The sequence below is a fragment of the Methylobacter psychrophilus genome, from assembly GCF_025583945.1.
In the GTDB taxonomy this organism is placed as follows: Bacteria; Pseudomonadota; Gammaproteobacteria; order Methylococcales; family Methylomonadaceae; genus Methylobacter_C; species Methylobacter_C psychrophilus.
Genome location: NZ_JAOEGU010000019.1, coordinates 1 through 17,181 on the forward strand (window position 1 = coordinate 1; position 17,181 = coordinate 17,181).

12 protein-coding genes are annotated in these 17,181 nt (G+C 46.5%); 1 reads left to right on the top strand and 11 read right to left on the bottom strand.

Annotated features, from left to right (window positions below):
- A partial coding sequence (locus tag N7974_RS10635) for a cadherin-like domain-containing protein (protein WP_262965594.1) occupies positions 1-1,080 on the top strand: 1,080 nt, incomplete at its 5' end.
- A 289-nt stretch (positions 1,081-1,369) separates the two neighbouring features.
- Here the strand turns inward: N7974_RS10635 and N7974_RS10640 are convergent.
- The 11 genes from N7974_RS10640 to ppc form a co-directional block, all read right to left on the bottom strand.
- Complete coding sequence (locus N7974_RS10640) at positions 1,370-2,401, bottom strand: SAM-dependent methyltransferase (protein ID WP_262965595.1); 1,032 nt, start codon at positions 2,399-2,401, stop codon at positions 1,370-1,372.
- 81 nt (positions 2,402-2,482) lie between these two features.
- The gene (locus N7974_RS10645; protein WP_262965596.1) at positions 2,483-3,250 is read right to left on the bottom strand and encodes a DUF1295 domain-containing protein; all 768 of its coding nucleotides are present in this window, start codon (positions 3,248-3,250) and stop codon (positions 2,483-2,485) included.
- Positions 3,243-3,782 carry a DUF2878 domain-containing protein gene (locus N7974_RS10650; protein ID WP_262965597.1) on the bottom strand — a complete coding sequence of 180 codons (540 nt, stop codon included), beginning with the start codon at positions 3,780-3,782 and terminating at the stop codon, positions 3,243-3,245. Before N7974_RS10650 ends, N7974_RS10645 begins: the two co-directional genes overlap by 8 nt.
- Positions 3,772-5,034: an SAM-dependent methyltransferase gene (locus tag N7974_RS10655; protein WP_262965598.1), complete on the bottom strand. Its 1,263-nt coding sequence runs from the start codon at positions 5,032-5,034 to the stop codon at positions 3,772-3,774. Before N7974_RS10655 ends, N7974_RS10650 begins: the two co-directional genes overlap by 11 nt.
- Before the next feature lie 16 nt (positions 5,035-5,050).
- Positions 5,051-5,818 carry a DUF1365 domain-containing protein gene (locus tag N7974_RS10660; protein WP_262965599.1) on the bottom strand — a complete coding sequence of 256 codons (768 nt, stop codon included), beginning with the start codon at positions 5,816-5,818 and terminating at the stop codon, positions 5,051-5,053.
- Positions 5,815-7,056, bottom strand: coding sequence for an NAD(P)/FAD-dependent oxidoreductase (locus N7974_RS10665; RefSeq protein WP_262965600.1), 1,242 nt, complete (start codon positions 7,054-7,056; stop codon positions 5,815-5,817). The genes N7974_RS10660 and N7974_RS10665 overlap by 4 nt, the downstream gene beginning before the upstream one ends.
- Complete coding sequence (locus N7974_RS10670) at positions 7,056-7,991, bottom strand: acyl-CoA desaturase (protein ID WP_262965601.1); 936 nt, start codon at positions 7,989-7,991, stop codon at positions 7,056-7,058. Before N7974_RS10670 ends, N7974_RS10665 begins: the two co-directional genes overlap by 1 nt.
- Before the next feature lie 643 nt (positions 7,992-8,634).
- Positions 8,635-10,716 (bottom strand): TolC family protein, encoded by a 2,082-nt coding sequence (locus N7974_RS10675; protein WP_262965602.1) that lies wholly within the window; start codon positions 10,714-10,716, stop codon positions 8,635-8,637.
- 6 nt (positions 10,717-10,722) lie between these two features.
- On the bottom strand, positions 10,723-12,033 hold the full coding sequence (locus N7974_RS10680) for an HlyD family secretion protein (protein ID WP_262965603.1): 1,311 nt from the start codon (positions 12,031-12,033) through the stop codon (positions 10,723-10,725).
- Positions 12,026-14,128: a peptidase domain-containing ABC transporter gene (locus tag N7974_RS10685; protein WP_262965604.1), complete on the bottom strand. Its 2,103-nt coding sequence runs from the start codon at positions 14,126-14,128 to the stop codon at positions 12,026-12,028. Before N7974_RS10685 ends, N7974_RS10680 begins: the two co-directional genes overlap by 8 nt.
- Before the next feature lie 235 nt (positions 14,129-14,363).
- Complete coding sequence (gene ppc / locus N7974_RS10690) at positions 14,364-17,156, bottom strand: phosphoenolpyruvate carboxylase (RefSeq protein ID WP_262965605.1); 2,793 nt, start codon at positions 17,154-17,156, stop codon at positions 14,364-14,366.
- Between the last annotated feature and the right edge of the window lie 25 nt (positions 17,157-17,181).

The window sequence follows — 17,181 nt, forward strand, 5'->3', positions numbered from 1 at the left end:
CAAGCACAAGTCGATAAAACCATTACTGTAACAGCCGGCTATACTGACCTGTTAGGTACCCCTGAAATTGTAACCAGCACTGCAACCACTGCCGTCGTTAATGTTAATGATGCGCCGACGACTTCTGTCGTCACGTTGGTATCAATTGCCGAGCACAGCCAAGCCCGCGTAATTACCCAAGCTGAGTTGTTAGGCAATGCCGTTGATTTGGATGCTAATACCCTTACCGCTACTAACCTTAGCCTTGCGTCCAGCAACGGTACTTTGGTCGACAATGCCAATGGTACCTGGAGCTATACGCCGTTATTAAATGATGCTACATCGGTGAGTTTTAACTACACCATTACCGATAGTGTCAGTCCGACTGCAGGGTTGGTGGCAGCCACAGCGACACTGGATATTACACCCGTTCAATTAACCGCTGAACCGGTTGCAGACTTGTTCAAATCATTTGGCAATGGTACCAATACCTATATTAAACCTGAGGCGTATGTACAAAATTCCGGACAAAATTTGGATTTGAAATATCAGATAATTGACAAGTCAGCTGATGCCGTCATTATCGGCAGTACCAGCAATGATTTTATCAAGCTGGCCGGCACAGGTAATAAGGCAGCCAATGGTGGTGGTGGCAATGATGTTCTTGATGGTTCAACCGGCTCCAGCTTTTTGAGTGGTGGCGATGGTATCAATACTTTCTTTATGGATGGCAGAGCAACGGGGGTGACATGGTCAACGCTGACTGATTTTACTCAAGGTCAGGATAAAGCCACGATTTGGGGTTGGGTTAAAGGCGTCAGCACGATTAATGCCGGGTTTACCGACTTTAACACTGGCGGCGCAACCGATTATACCGGCTTGACTTTACATATCCAGAACCTGCTACCAGATGGCTCTGTCAGTGGCGCGACTAATTCCGCGTTAAACTCTTTGACACTGACCGGACATACCTTGGCTCAATTTGGCGCGTCTTCTTTGGCGGATTTAAATACTCAAATTATCAATGGTACCAATACGCATTTTATTGTTGGACAAACCACTGATGACTTAGGGGTTCATGGCTACTTGTCTATTAGTTAACTGATTAACTTCAATGCCGGTCTGGGTTTGTAACCCTGACCGGAACGTTTGAAAGCCTTCAATAGTTTTAAAACGTGAGTAACGGGGTTACGAACTCAGTCACGCTTTAAATAAAAACCGGTAATCTGCACGTGGTACGTGCGTATCTTCACGTGGTACGTTTGAAAGTCTTCAATAATTTTAAAGCGTGAGTAACGGGGTTACAAACCCCATCAGGCTTTTGCTTATATTGCAAGCACGAGGCGCCCTACAAAAAATTAAGGCAGTGAGGTAACAATCGGGAAGGTATTCAGATGGATTTAACAAAAAGATAATGCGCTACCCGCCATTCATTACCTTCGCTATAGCCAAACAATTCTGCACAAGACATAAAAAATATGCGCCAGCGTTGTTGCCAGATACGCGCCTGTTTTTCGCCATAGGTATTGGTAAATACCGCAAGAATTTCTTGTTGATGTTTATCCATATTATCCAACCAGGCCTCGGCTGTTTTTTGGTAATGACTACCGGATAAGTCCCATTGCTGCTGTAGCTGTAAATCTTGTTTAAAATGCAACAAGGTATCTTGTGCCGGCATCAATCCGCCGGTAAAAAAATAGCGTCCCATCCAGTTATCGTCACCCTCTGTTTCAAAAGGATAAGCCAACTGCTTATGACAAAAAATATGCACAAACAACTTGCCGTTCATTGTTAACCAACCGGCAACTTTACTTAACAGGCTGTCATAATTACGCATGTGTTCAAACATTTCAACCGAGACAATACGGTCAAATTGCTTATCAAAAGTCAGTTGATTAACATCACAGGTAAGCACTTCTATATTATCCAACCCGCGCTGTTTTGCTTGTTGCTGTATATATTCCCGCTGACTGTTGGAGTTGGAAACGGCGGTAATATGACTACCCGGAAAATGCTCTGCCATCCATAAGGTCAATGACCCCCAACCACAACCCAATTCCAGTATTTGCTGGCCATCTTTTAGTTCGGCACGCTCCGCTGTGATGGCCAACATACGCGCTTCTGCCTGATCAAGATTTTCGGTTTGTTCATCCCAGTAACAAGACGAGTATTTAAGATGTGAGCCCAACGCGTATTGGTAAAAGGCAGCAGGTACTTCGTAATGCTGTGCATTGGCAGCACCGGTTTCTATGGCAATCGGGCTTTGCCTGAGATTTTCCAGTAATTGCTGATAGCGCAGGTTGCGTTGCTCGGGATCATTGGCGTATTCATCGTGCAAGCGCTGTTTTAACAATCTTTTGATGCCGAAACGGATCAGCTTATCCGGTAATAATTTACGTTCTGCAAAGCTAATAAGACTCATGATTTTCCTGTATTTGGGTGGTATTTTTAACTGTTATTGGCATTGGATAAAACTGATGTTCGTAAACAATAGCTTTTAAATTCAAGTATCAGGCCACCACGGAAAAAATAAGCTGGTGGTTTTCTGGTACAAGCGATAATCGTCGCCACGACTACGCAAGGCTTGTTGTTCGGTAAACGGAATGCCGGTAAAGAAATATAAAAAACAAAACATTAATACAGGAGCCAGCCATAACCAGTATTGGTAATCACCGCCCCACCCCATCAGCGGATAAGCAAACCAATGTAGCCATTCAAAAAAATAATTAGGGTGTCTGGAATATCGCCACCAGCCTTTGCGACAGGTTAAGCCCCGATTTTCCGGGTTGTTCCTGAATTCAGCCAATTGCTGATCAGCGGTAGTTTCGCCATATAAGGCTAAAGCGGCAAGCAACAGGGCGGCAAAAACCAGTGGGGTTTGTACTTGTGTATTTTGGGTAACTGCCCAGAAAGGCAACGATAATACCCAAATAAATCCGGCCTGCGCTATAAAAAATGCCAAAAAACCCAGGTTGGCATGCTCTTTCATGGCATTACGCATGGCATGATAGCGACCATCTTCAGCTTCTGAGAATACGCGGCGCTGTAAATGACTTCCCAAGCGCAAAAACCAGCTAAACGTCAGTATGCCCAAGCTCAACTTTAACAACAACGGTGCCGAACCTGTTAACGCATACCAAGGCCCCGCAACCATCATTCCAAAAGCCCAGACGACATCAACAATACCGGCATTGCTATGTTTTTTTTGCCAGAGCCAGGCTAAGACCATCGCCACGAGACTAAATACTGCCAGAACAGTCAGACTACACATGCTGTTGCGCCTCTTTTTTTAGTTTTAAATATTTCGCCAACCACAGCAGTAACGGCACGGTAACTGCCCAGCTAAAACCCAACACCACAGCCCATAACCAGGATTCGCTGACAATATCAACTGCCCCCAAGCGTGCGGCGCCCAGATAAGATAATGGACTGCTCAAACCGCTTAATACGCCGGCCAGCACCAACCGTGACTGTAACCAGGCCAAAGAATGATTAAGTGTTAACGCCAGTCCCGCCCATAACAGCAGTATCCATAACGGCGCTCTCTCGGATAAGTCCAGATTATCCGCGTAATCAATCCAGCCGAGCTTTACCCAGGTCGTATCCAGGATAAGGCCTATTAATACGGCTATCAGCATTAACTGAACATCGCCATGTACACGTCTGGCCGGGCGAAATTCCCAGCAGATAAAACCGGCCAGCACAACCGGAGCCAGCCAAAACAGTTGTTGCGCTGCACCAATAATGGCCCCAAACCATAAGGCCTGCATCCACAGCATGTTGATTCCGTTATTAAGATTCATAAACGGGTAACCACTGCTGACGACGATTGCCGGGTTTGGCTAATAATAACTGCACATTGGAAATTGATTTTTCTTTAAAACCGCCTTCGCAATAACACAAATAAAACTCCCACATACGAATAAACTCTTCGTTGTAACCTTGCGCCCTGACCTGATCAAGCGCTGCCATAAAACGTTTTCGCCAACTATTTAAGGTCAAGGCATAGCTTTCGCCCTGATCTTCAAGGTTAATCAACCGCAAATCCGTACAGCGTGAAGCACTGGCAACAATTGCGCTCACGCTGGGAATAAAACTGCCGGGAAAAATATAACGCTTGATAAAATCCACACTTTTTAAGGCCTGGTAGTAATATCTGTCTTCAATGGTAATTGCTTGAATCAAGCCTAAGCCATTGGGTTTCAACAAAGCCGCACACTGTTTTAAATAGGTATCCAGATAATGATGTCCTACCGCTTCTATCATTTCTATTGAAACCAGTTTGTCATAACTACCGGTTAACTCACGGTAATCTTCCATCAATACGGTTACGCGATCTGCCACACCGGCATCGGCAATACGTTGTTTGGCCGCCTGATATTGTTCTTTGGAAATAGTGGTCGTAGTTATTTGACAGCCATAGTTTTTGGCAGCGTAAGTCGCAAAGCCGCCCCAACCGGTACCAATTTCCAAAACATGATCACTTGGTTGTAAATGCAGTTTCTGACAGATACGTTCCAGCTTGGCGGTAGAAGCCCGTTCAAGATTCTGTTCCTCGTGATAAAAGGTGGCAGATGAATACATGCCATGTTCATCCAAAAACAAGGCAAACAAATCATTACCCAAATCATAATGTGCCGCTATATTTTTTCGGCTGTTTTGTTGGGAGTTACGATTGGCAAAATGCCATAATTTAAGCAACTGGTTAGCCATCACGGCCAATCCGCCTTCCATGCTGTCGAGTAAATCCCGATTACGCACCAGTATTTGTATAACCCGGCACAGATCATCTGCCTGCCAGCCTTTATCCATATAAGATTCGGCTGCGCCAACAGAACCACCCAGCGCTACTTGCCGATAAAAACTCATGTCCAGCACTTCAATTCTGGCCTGTAAACCATCATCACCTTTAGATCCCAAGACCACTTCGCCCAAAGGATCTGATACCGTTAATACGGCATTTTCAAGGCGGGCAAGTTTATCCAGAAAGGCTTTGCGTAACAGTAAATCAATTCGTGTCGGGGCTTTACATAATGTTTCAGTAACTGCATTCATAGTGTTCTCAATATTTCTATTCGGATTGTTTATCAGGGTGTCCATAAAAAGGCACACCTTTTAGCCACAAACGCAAAGCCTGCCAATAAATCGACAGGACTACAGATAACGTCAAAAAAGGATAGCGTAAAGGCAGATTACGCATGGCAGGGGCCGTCATTGCCTGTGTTTTTAACTGTAACGTCGCGTCAAAACAGCAGGCGTTATCCTGCTGCAACTGCATATGAATGGTCAGGTTTGATTGCTGTAACCTAAACTGCCAACGATAGTGTTGCTGCATGGGCATAAATGGGGAAACATGAAATTCTTTATCAAATTCAAAGATCAATTTATTGTTATGTAATGGCTTTTCACCGGCATCCAGCACATAGCAGTAACGCTCATTCCACGGCGTATTATTGATATCAGCGAGAATAAATCGAGGCTGTTCGCTACCTTCGGGAAAACAAAAATAAAAACTCACCGGGTTAAAACCGAAACCCAAAAACCGCAAATGCGTTAACAAACAAATTCGTCCTTTAAAAGACTCGCCGGTCTGTGCCTGAATACGGTTTTTTACAGCATCGGATAAATTTGGCTCGATATTATCCAGATAATCGCTACGATAAAAACCAACCAGATTAAAGCGTTCTAAAGACCAAAAAGGGCTTATTGCACTCACTTGATCCAACTCATCGAGATCCAGCCAACTCATAAAAACAGGATATTTAAAGCTGTGTTTTTTAGGTAAATAACGACGATGACGAATCCAGCCCTGGAATAATCGACTATTTAAACCCATCATGTTTGCTGATTAATTAAATCAATAACTTCCTGCGCACTCTTGGCACCGTCTTCATGAAAGCCCCAGCCCCAATAAGCACCGGCATACCAGGTATTATTATTGCCGTTAATTTCACTGCGCCGTTTTTGTGCCGCCAAACTGGCCGGGTTATAAACCGGGTGATGATAGCTTCTCTGCTGTAATATTTTTGCAGGATCAATTCGGTCGGTACAATTAAGTGTCACCAATAAAGGCTCTGGCGCAGCAATATTTTGCAACATATTCATATAATAAGTTACCGTGCACCGTGCCTGCGTTTCGCTTAATTTAAGCGCATTCCAACTGGCCCAAGCTTTAGGGTGCTTCGGCATTAAACCGGCATCGGTATGCAACACCACATCATTTTCCTGAAAAGTCATCGCTCCTAAAATTTCAGTTTCGTTTGCACTGGCATCCTGCAATAAACGCAGAGCTTGATCGCTATGACAGGCTAAAATCAAATGATCATATTGTTGCTCACCGTCAGAGGTCTTTATCGTCACGTTGGTTTTGTTTCGCGTGATTGCCTGTACGGGAGAATTAAGCCGCAAATCACCGTTAAATTGCTGCTTAAAGGCTTCAATATACTGTGAAGAACCACCGCAAACGGTTCGCCATTCAGGTCTGTTGTCGGTTTTCAGCATTTGGTGATTAGCCATAAAAGCGACAAAATACCGGACAGGGAAATTTTTTACCACCTCCGGTGGGCCAGACCATAAAGCGCAGGCCATCGGCAGAATATGGTCATCAATAAAAATTTGGCTATAATGCTGTTGCTGTAAATAGTCACCCAACGTCAACACATCATCGGTACTGCTTAGCAATACCGGTGCTTCGCGGTAAAAACGCAAAATATCCCTGACCATACGATAAAATGACGGGCGTAATAAATTACGTCGCTGACAGAACAATTTATCCAGGGTGGTCGCGTTGTACTCAAGTCCGGTAAGTGCATTAGTCACACTAAAACTCATATCAGACGACTGCGAAGCAACACCCAAATCATTTAAAAATTGGCAGAAATAATGATAATTGTGTTCGTTGAAAACAATAAATCCGGTATCAACGGCATAGTTTTTTCCGGCCAGGGTAATCGTATGCGTATCTGTATGACCGCCCAAATAGCTATTGGCTTCATACACCGTAACTTGATGCTGCTTACTTAAATAGTGCGCCGCATAAAGCCCTGAAATACCACTACCGACAATGGCTATCTTCATTATAATTGGACCTTTTTAATCAATTTTGAGTGTAACCGGTTAGCCGGAACTGGCTGTAAATCCCAGATAATACCCAATAGCGACATCAAACGAAGCAGATAATAACTAATGTCAATTTCCCACCAAAAAAATCCTTGCCTGGCCGATACCGGATAATGATGATGATTGTTATGCCAGCCTTCACCTAACGCAAACAATGCTATAAACAGATTATTGCGGCTCTCGTCCCCGGTTTCATAGCGCTTGCTTCCTACCACATGAGCCAAAGAATTAACCAGCAAGGTGCAGTGAATCAATATGATGGACGACACAAAGTAACCCCAAATCAACATTTGCGGGCCATTGGTGTGCAACTCCGGAAAAGCCTGTTCCAGATACATGCCTAAAAACAACATGGACAAGGCATAAAGTATCGGAATAATGCTGTCAAAGCGATCCAGTAAAACCAGTTCAGGATATTTAAGCAGATCGCGGACACAATTTTCTTGTGTCGTAAAGTTTTTCAGGCATAAAAACCAGCCCATATGACTCCATAAAAAACCAAACTTGGGGCTATGAATATCTTTATCGGTATCGGAATAAAGATGATGACGTCGATGGTGCGATGCCCACCAGATAGGACCTCGCTGGGTTGCCGTCGCTCCCAACAGCGCAAATAAAAACTGGCATAAGCGACTGGTTTTAAATGCCTTATGGGAAAAATAACGATGATAAAAAGCAGTAATGGCAAACATGCGCACCAGATAAGAAGCCAAAGCTACCCATAACGCCACCGGACTAAAGCCCACTACCAATACCAGTAAACAGATCAAATGCATGGCAATAAAAGGAATTACCCGCATCCAGTCAATCGCTTCACCCACATTATCAGCGACCTTTACATTGCTGTTATCAAACCAAATAAGCACTTTGGACACTATTGCTTGCAAAGACATCAACCACTCCACAGTTGTGATTATTTAAGAAAATTTAATTAAAACGGGGATTCTGACTGCTGTCAGGATGACTAAAGGCACTCCTGTAATCCGGAATAAACAAACCATTCTGTAAAAAATACCCTTACAACAAATGACTTGTTTTTTTAGGTGATATCCAATAAATAATTAATTACCTAAGTAGCGCAGAATTTTGTTTATTTACAACGACCGCAAAGATACAAGAGCAATTGCCGACACGAGAAAACAGTCACGTGACACACTACGTAACTATTTTGACAGCACCGTAAAACAATAAAAAACCGGTAAACTTAGGTTATTCTCAGGAAATAACCCAAGTTATTCAGTCAAATAAAAACCCATTATTTACACACGTATCGACAGTCAAAGCAGGATTATTGTTAATGCTTCTTAAAGCATAGTTGCATCTGCCTTGTGGATAGGTTTGCAACCTTAAACTCTCTGCAAACTTTAACGTAACATAACGTTTGCATACGTCAATAACATGACAGAATATTTATCCTGTTCATTTTTTACCATACCGGGTGCTTTTTTTGATCATATAGTTACATGGATATGTTTTGTCACTCTTATGTAGCGCGTGTAAGACCTTCCCTACTACAAAAAATGGACTTGGAAAAATTCAGTCTACCCTGGCTTCCTGACTGCCTTTTGCTGGTGTTTCCCAACCCACACGACTATGACCCAACGTGGTGCCGGTAGCAAAAGCAAGATCAATAATCGCAACCTGATAGTCGCCAATCGCACGTACTTCGCGTACTTGCGACTCCCCGAGGCGAGTGAGGGTTTCCAGCACTTCAGTCATGGTTCGTAAACCTTCGCGAAATTGCTTCAGCTCGGCATCGTAGTTTAGCCCTGCGAGCAAAACATTCTGACGCGTAGCCAGAATACGTTGCCAATTCTGCCCTACCTGATCAAGGGCATCATAAATTTCCCGACGCACATTGAGCTCCCGTAGCTGCGCGGTCGTTAAACGTTGCAGACGTTCCTGTACCGCCCTATCCAGCTTGGCACGACGCACTTCGTTGGTAAGCGGCATTTCCATGCGTACTCCCACTGACCAGTCAGAATAGTCCCCACCGGTTGTCTGGTCAAAAGCACCACTAAAAGACGATGAACTCCGTCCCAGCGAAGCATAGCTATAGTCAAGCATGAACATTGGCAAAGTTTGGTTACGTAGATAGTCTATCTTGGTCAGATCGGCAGCGAGCTTTAGCTCCAGCTCCAGCAATTCAAGCCGTCCGGTCAAGGCACGCTGTACCAATTGTTTGCGGTCGAATTTAAATTCAACCAGCGTTGGTGTGGATTCCGTAATCAAAAGGGTAGGCGAATCCAGATCCAACAGAGGATCATTAAGAAACAACTTAAGTTGGCGTTCTTTAAGCTTGAGTGTAGTTTCTGTAATAATCAGCCCTTCCATTCGCTCGGACACACCAATTTCGGCTCGATTGATTTCTACTGCCGCTGTTAACCCTCCCGCTACGCGCTTTTTAACCATAGCCAAATTTTCTGCCGCATTTTCGTATTGCTGAAGACGCACCTCCAACTCGCCCCAGGCGACATAAAGTCCCCAATAAGCGCGCTCGACGGTGGCCAGTACCCGTATAGCCTGCAAGCGGGTCTTCACATCCACAGCTTGTTGTTCATACTCGGCGATACGGATACTGGCGACATTGTTGTCAATCCCGCCATCACGCAACAAAGGCTGACTGATGGAAAAGCGCAACGCATTGAGATATTGATCAGAGGCAACGCCCTTAAACTGCTTTTTTTCATCGAAGGGTACGCTAAGAGTCATTTTGGCACCGGTTCTTAAAGGAATAACCACACCGGTATCCATTTCCATGATTTGGGTGAGTTGCGGGACAGCAGTCAACTTGTCCACTTGACCGCTCAGTGACGACTGGTCCGGATCAGCCGGGGTAAACGTCACCACATCGAGGTTTTGAGCGGGAGTATTCTTGCTGCCATATTTGACGCGGGCAAAAATAAGATCGTCAAATTTCGCTTCTTCCTGGCTCATTACTGTAGCCGCAATCTTGGGATCAATCCGGGCAATTTTTAAGTCCAGATTATTTTCCAGTGCCAACGTTCTTGCCTCGCTAATCGATAACTGCTTGCTGCTTTCAGGCTGGGCTTTTGGCATAAGCCGAGCATCAGGGTTTGGCGCACCGCTTATGACAGACTTTGCCAATAGAGGTGGCTTTTCTGACATCAGAGTCTTATCCACCTCCGGGGTCTGCACCGGTTCGAGGAATAACTGTTTAACGGCTTTAGGCGAGGGTTTTAACGTCGCAGGATCATCAAGCCCTTCAGCTCCACTCAGTATCGGCTTTACCGGCGGCAAGGTTCGATTGGTTGGGGATCGGCCCTCCCTGAACTTAGGCAAGGCTTGTTCAATGCTAACCGGCGAAGTTTTGGAAAGCAACTTCAGCGGCAGCCCTTCATCGTTGTTGAGGCGTTCCTCAACGCGGCGCTCCAAATGTCTATCAAGTCCGGTATCAAAGTAATAACTGCAAGCACTCAGCAAGGGCAAAAAAAGTAAAAAACCCAAGGGAAAAACTTTCATGCCGCCGTTCCCTATAGCAGCGAGACAAGGGGTTAACGCAGGCAAGAGCATCCAGACAGGATACGCCAAATAAAAAACAGGACTGTTTTTCCTGGAAACAGCATCATTGGGGAAAAAAAGTAAAAATCGTTTCATAACTGGTTATTTCAATTTTTTGTGAGCCAAATCAGCCACCGGGGTTTCCGGTGTCAGTTGTGGCGGAAAGGCATTTAACTGACGCCAAAGTTCATAGACCATAGTGACGCGATTGAGTAAAACCCAGCCCTTAACACGCACACCCTGACGAAGAAAGCGCTCTGCCGGCCAAGGCTGGTCAGTTTTATCAGGAATAATCAACACACGGAACTTGCCTTTGCCATCGTCGGTAGCATCCACAAAGGCAACGGTACCACCGAAAGTACCCACTGCCACTTCAGGCCAACCGGCAAACTGCAGGGCTGGCCAACCCTCAAATTGCAAGCGTGTATGGCGGCCCGGCATAATTAAAACGGCATCGTTGCCATCCACCCAGAGCTCCACAGCCTTGACATCCGGATCCGGCACCAGAACCAACAAAGGATCGCCCTGCTTGACGATATCGCTTTGCGGATTAACTAAAAGACGCAAAATACTACCGTCGCGTGGAGCTTTCACCACTTGTGATTGTTGACGCGACAAATCAACCTCGCTTTTCAGCAGGCTGGTACGACTATCTTCCAGTTCACTTTGAGTCTTGTTGGCCGCAGCACTGGCAGAGTCGATACGTGCCTGGGCATCGGCGCGAATGCGCCCGATCTCGGTTTCGGTGGCACGCTGTTCAGCCAAGCCTCCACTCAACGCAGCCTGACCACTATTTAGATTACGCAAGGCAACAATTCCGTCACGTTGTGCAATCTCAACATCACGCTTTGATACCAGCCCATCGACCAATAACCGTTGCAATCGCTCACTCTGAATCGATGCTGTCTCCAGAGTTGCACGCGCTGAAACTATCGCCTCATTAGCGGCAATAGCTCGTTGGCGAGCCACATCCAACCGGTACTGTGCAGTGGCAACCTGTAAATCACGGGTGGCAACCAGATTATCGATCTGTAACCGGTAAGAGCTTAACTCCTCTTCCTTGGCCACAAGTTTGGCGGCAGCAGCTTCACGTTGCTGACCCATACGCTTAAGAAGGTCTGGGTCAACATCAACAATTTCCAACAAAACGTCGCCAGCCTTTACTTTGTTGCCCTCTTTTGTAAGCCATTGCACAATCCGGCCGGCAACCGGTGCATCGACATTCTGCTGGCGTTCGAGTGGAGCGAAGGCGGTAACCCGTCCTGTGCCGGTAATATTTTGTTGCCAGGGTGTCAGCAGTAAAGCCAATGGCGTTAACAAAAACAGCCAGACAGCGGCACGCGCCAAAGAACTGATCAGGCGTGGGGTGTGTGCAACAGAGAGTGCGGAAAGGCGAGAAGGTGAATCAAGCATGAACATCGACCTCTTGTAAATTCAGCACCCGTTGGCACAGGCCGGCAACCGTTACCGAACCGGTCAATATCAGCATTGTCCAGGGTGCATCGTTAGCGAACAGTACAGGAACAATACCGCGCAGCGTCACGTCATCAATATCATCAAGAATTCCGTCCAAAATCAATAAAGCAGGAGAGCCTGCAATCGCCCGAGCCATCATCAACAGTTGTGCCTGAGTAGCAGATAAGGGAGTACCGTCGGGGCCAAGTTCAGTATCCAGATCAGCAATTTCTCCCGGCAGGCCAACTGCCTCAAGCGCCAGCTTTACCTCATCCAGGCCAAGCTCTGCCCGCCCGAGACGAACGTTTTCAAAGAGACTATCTTCAATGATTTCTATGCGGCCAACCACGGCAATTCTGCTACGCAAGACTTCCAGGCGCAAACTGCCCAAATCGACACCGTTTATTTCAACAGATCCTTTTGCCGCTTGCTGCAGGCCACACAAAAAATTCGCCAACGTAGTTTTACCACTTCCTGAACGACCAAATACCGCAACTTTTTCACCCGGCTGAACGCAAAAACCAAGATTGGCAAATACCGGCCGCTTAGCGCCAAAACCGAAGCGTAAGTCGCGCACCTCAAGCGATACCGGACTGGTCATAACAGGCTTAACGCCATACTCACGTTCGATTGGCAAATCCAGTAAATGGCCAATCTTGTCAGCACCAGCCATCAAATCGTAAAAACCTTCCAAATGCTTGCCGAACTTAATCAACGAAACAAGTGCCGAAGACACAATTAATTCCGCAGCCACCAACTGCCCCAGAGACAGATGACCATCAATAACCAGATAACCACCGATAGCCAACAAAGCCGTACTGGCTAACGCATATAAAGTCACCGAGCCAATAATCTGCCGCAGCAATACCTTATAATGGCTGCGCTTTGCATCCAGATAGGCGAGTGCCAGTATATCGGTTCGCTTGGCTGCAAGTTCGGGTCCACCGTTAAATTTAAAAGTTTGCATATTACCGGCAATAACTTCCAACCAGGCAACCAAGGCATACTTGGATAACGATTCCTGAATCGCGGTAGCGACACCACCGCGTCCCAGCACGAAAATAATGAAGCTGATCGATAATAACAACACAACGTCAAAGGCCAGCAAAAACGGATGATAAAAAGCCAGCATTATCAGCCCGACACAAGCCTGAACCGCTGTACTCAAGCCATCCAGAAGTAATGAGGATCCGGCTTTCTGTACGGTGAGTACATCGAAAAAACGATTAACCAACTCCTCGCCATTATGCTGCTGGTAGGTATCATGCCGCGCCTTGGGCAAGCGGCAACCCAAATCTGTGGCAAGACGTACAAAAATACGTCGCTGCACAATTTCCACCAGATATGATTCCAGCACATAAACACCGCCGGCAAACGTCAGAAAGAAAAACAGGATAGTCGACAACACCAGCAAGGGTTGTCCCATGCCACCCATTGCCACCGTATTGACCAATGCCTGCACTGCAACCGGCGAAGCCAGAGCCAGCAAACCGGAACCCAATGCCAAGCCCAACACCAGCCATAAATCAGCCTGATCGGCACGCATTAGTTCAATAAGCCGATGTAACGGCGAAAGATGCTTGTGATGATCTTGACTGACTGCATTAGCCAGCGGTGCCTGCGCTTGAACCAATAACCACTCACCAAGCTCTCCGTCAGATAGTCCCAACAGCTCGCTCACAGCAGAGGATCTGATTCGGCGTTCTTCAATCACCTCGCCGTGTACCAAAGCGACGCGAACCCGACCGGCACGAAAGCCGTAGACAATAAGCCAGCCGTGGCCGTTGGACAGAAGCGCCACCAGTGGTGTCTGTGCAGCCGATGCCTCGGCCGCAGTGCTTGGAGCCAAAACCACGCGCTCCATACGCAAGCCGATATTTTCGGCGCTATCAGACAGATTATTCAACTCATCATCAGAATCAAGACAAATGAAACGATCCAATGACTTGGGTAATCCGGTTTCTAATTCTAATAACCCCAACAGAAAACCAAGCAATGTTTGCCTGGCTTGTTTACGCAGCTGATTATTCTTATCGTCGTTGGCAATATTCATCTGAACCAAAATCCTGTTATTAGTAACTTAGGTGATTTCCTACGAAAAATAGTCCCAACTTACTGGTCTTTTTATTCTTGGATATCACCTTAAGCAAAAGCAGATACTGATGATACGTTTCGGACTACCACTAAATGCCGGACGATTTAACAAATACCATCCTTTCCAGGGATGGTATTTATCCCGGCATAAGTTGATAACCACTTTTCGCTTCAAAGTGTTTAAAGACTCTACTTCAGCCGGTATTGCGCATCCCTGCTGCAATAGCGTTAATGGTACGCAACAGTGGCTTCATCCAGGGACTGTCATGCGGATGCTCAGGGTCAATTTCCCTCAATTTGCGCAACAAAAATACCTGGAGATAATTGAGCGGCCCCAGATAGGCATTCCGGCGATTCAAGGAAGCGGCCAAGGCCGGGTTATCGGCTAACAGCCGATCGGTTTCCGCGATCTCCAGAATCCACTCCACACAACGTTGATGCTCACTGGCAATCAAACCATAAACCCGCTTGCCGGTTTCCGGATCAACACACAAACCCGCATATTCTTTGGCGATACTCATGTCGGATTTGCTGAGCGCCATTTGAGCGTTACTCAACAGATTGCGAAAAAACGGCCAGTCCCGATACATTGAGCGCAACATTTCCAGACGCTCCGGTTTACCTGCACACCAGGTTGAAAGACTTATGCCGATGCCGTACCAGGCGGGAAAAGTCTGCCGAGATTGTGCCCATGAAAATACCCAACCAATGGCACGCACCGAGTTTTTTGAGCGATCACCTTTTTTACGGTGTGACGGCCGTGAACCGATATTGAGACCACCAATTTCGCTGACCGGTGTTGCTTCGTAAAAGTAATCCAGAAATCCGGGGGTACGCTCGGTCAATTCACGGTAACTGTGTTCACCGATCCGCGCCAGTTCATCCATCACCGCCAAATCTTCAGGACGATCATGCCGCACCGGTTGCACCAGGCTGACACTGGCTTTGAGTAACCCGGTGACACCCATGGTTAATTCATAAATAGCAGTTTCCATATTGTTATAACGGTAGAACAACACCTCACCCTGCTCGGTAAATTTAATCTGCCCACGCACAGTATCCGGCGGCTGTGCCAGGATAGCCTCATGAGTTGGGCCGCCGCCTCGTCCTACCGTACCTCCACGACCATGAAACAGACGACATTTTAACCCGCGTTGTTCAGTGATGGCGATTATTTGCCGTTGTGCTCGCGACAGTCCCCAGGCTGAAGCCAGAATGCCGCCATCTTTACAGGAATCGGAATACCCCAGCATAATCTCCTGACTGTCACCTGAAATTCGCAGTAACTCACGGTAAGTCGTATTATCAAACAGCTGGGTGAGTACTTCTTCAATCCTGTCCAGATCATCAATGGTTTCAAATAACGGACTAACACCAATATGGCAATGCCAATGACCGCCAAGACGGCCAACCAAACCGCTTTGTGCCGCCAACAGCATCACCTCCATAATGTGGCTGGCGTTGTGGGTCATGGAAATCACATACTTGCCGAAACAGTCCGGACCTATTTCCCGTCTCATGCGAGCCATAACCTCAAACGCTTCCAAGGTTTCGCGGGTAGCCGCAGACAGCACGGCATCATCGAACATTAATCCACCGGGTGCTGCGATGGTTTCGCTCAACAACTCAAGGCGTTGGTTCTCAGACAAAGCGTGATAATCCAGTCCCAGTGCAGCTGCCAAAATATCTGCCACGGCATCGGTATGACGGGTTGATTCCTGGCGCACATCCAATTGCATCAAATGAAAATCAAAGGTTTCAGCGAGACGAATTAAATCGTGCAACTCCAAATCAGCAACGTTCGCATCACCGTGACCGCGTAAGGACGCATCAATCAAGCGAAGATCACTAACAAACTCGGTCATGCCTGAATAAGCATGCCTGTTCGCCGATTCAGGCTTACCGCGCAAGTTTAGTTGTACCTGCATCAGAGCGCATTCCATACGATACTTCATCAGCACCAGCTTATGGCGGTATGGCTCTTGTAAATAAGCCTTTTCCAGTTTAATTACCGATTCACCCAGCATGGCCCGATCGGCCTCAATACTGTCGATAAAACCCGAGGAGAGTTCACATAATCCCTCAGAATGAGAAAGCTGATTACGCAACTCATCCAATCGACGAATATATTCCTGCAAAATAACTTGTGCTTGCAGGCGCAAGGCCAAAATAGTAGTTTCGGATGTGACATTGGGATTGCCATCGCGGTCACCACCTATCCATGAACCAAACCGTAAAAAGCTGGGTACACGGATTTGTCCGGCCACTTCTTCACCATATACGTCGCTCAGAGAGCGCTCAAAATTGCGGTAAACACGCGCTGTTGCCTGGAACAGTGACAGTGAAAAATAGAACAAACCGGCATCAATCTCGTCTGCTACCCCAAGCTTGCGGGTGCGTACTTCATCGGTTTTCCATAATAATTGAATTTGACATTGCAGCCGATCCAGCACTTCTCGACGTAAATAGCCCTTCAAGCGGTTATCACCCAAAGCTTCCTGGGTTAGAAACACATTGCGTAAGGCACTCTTGACAGTACGTCGTTTGGCTTCGGTCGGATGCGCAGTCATTACCGGCAAGTATAACAGTTCGTCCAGTAATACCTGGAGTTTATCCGCTGTTACTCCCGATTCCTTTAATGCCAACAAAGTGTCGTGAAAAGAACCTTTCCAATAGTGACCACTTTGCTGCTGCCTGCGTAGCTTCAGGTAATAAGATTCCTCAGCGATATTAAGCAGACTGAAATAACGATTGAATACACGTGTCACTTCACTGATAACGTCGGTATCCAATCCTTCTACCGCTTCGAGCAGATGCCTGCGCTTGGGGAGACTTCCATCACGCAACATGCCGGTAAAACGACGCTGTAATTGCTCAACTGCAACCGCTATTTCCGGTCGAACCTGAGTATTCAATACCCGTGTTAGTAATGATCCCAGCAAGCGGATCGAGTGGCGAAGCTCTTTATCATCGGATGCTATATTCACAAGTTGGATTCCTTACAATTAGGGG

Bases quoted from the DNA above. Each gene is read 5' to 3' on its own strand.
- N7974_RS10640 (WP_262965595.1), bottom strand. From the start codon at position 2,401: ATGAGTCTTATTAGCTTTGCAGAACGTAAATTATTACCGGATAAGCTG.
- N7974_RS10645 (WP_262965596.1), bottom strand. From the start codon at position 3,250: ATGTGTAGTCTGACTGTTCTGGCAGTATTTAGTCTCGTGGCGATGGTC.
- N7974_RS10650 (WP_262965597.1), bottom strand. From the start codon at position 3,782: ATGAATCTTAATAACGGAATCAACATGCTGTGGATGCAGGCCTTATGG.
- N7974_RS10655 (WP_262965598.1), bottom strand. From the start codon at position 5,034: ATGAATGCAGTTACTGAAACATTATGTAAAGCCCCGACACGAATTGAT.
- N7974_RS10660 (WP_262965599.1), bottom strand. From the start codon at position 5,818: ATGATGGGTTTAAATAGTCGATTATTCCAGGGCTGGATTCGTCATCGT.
- N7974_RS10665 (WP_262965600.1), bottom strand. From the start codon at position 7,056: ATGAAGATAGCCATTGTCGGTAGTGGTATTTCAGGGCTTTATGCGGCG.
- N7974_RS10670 (WP_262965601.1), bottom strand. From the start codon at position 7,991: ATGTCTTTGCAAGCAATAGTGTCCAAAGTGCTTATTTGGTTTGATAAC.
- N7974_RS10675 (WP_262965602.1), bottom strand. From the start codon at position 10,716: ATGAAACGATTTTTACTTTTTTTCCCCAATGATGCTGTTTCCAGGAAA.
- N7974_RS10680 (WP_262965603.1), bottom strand. From the start codon at position 12,033: ATGCTTGATTCACCTTCTCGCCTTTCCGCACTCTCTGTTGCACACACC.
- N7974_RS10685 (WP_262965604.1), bottom strand. From the start codon at position 14,128: ATGAATATTGCCAACGACGATAAGAATAATCAGCTGCGTAAACAAGCC.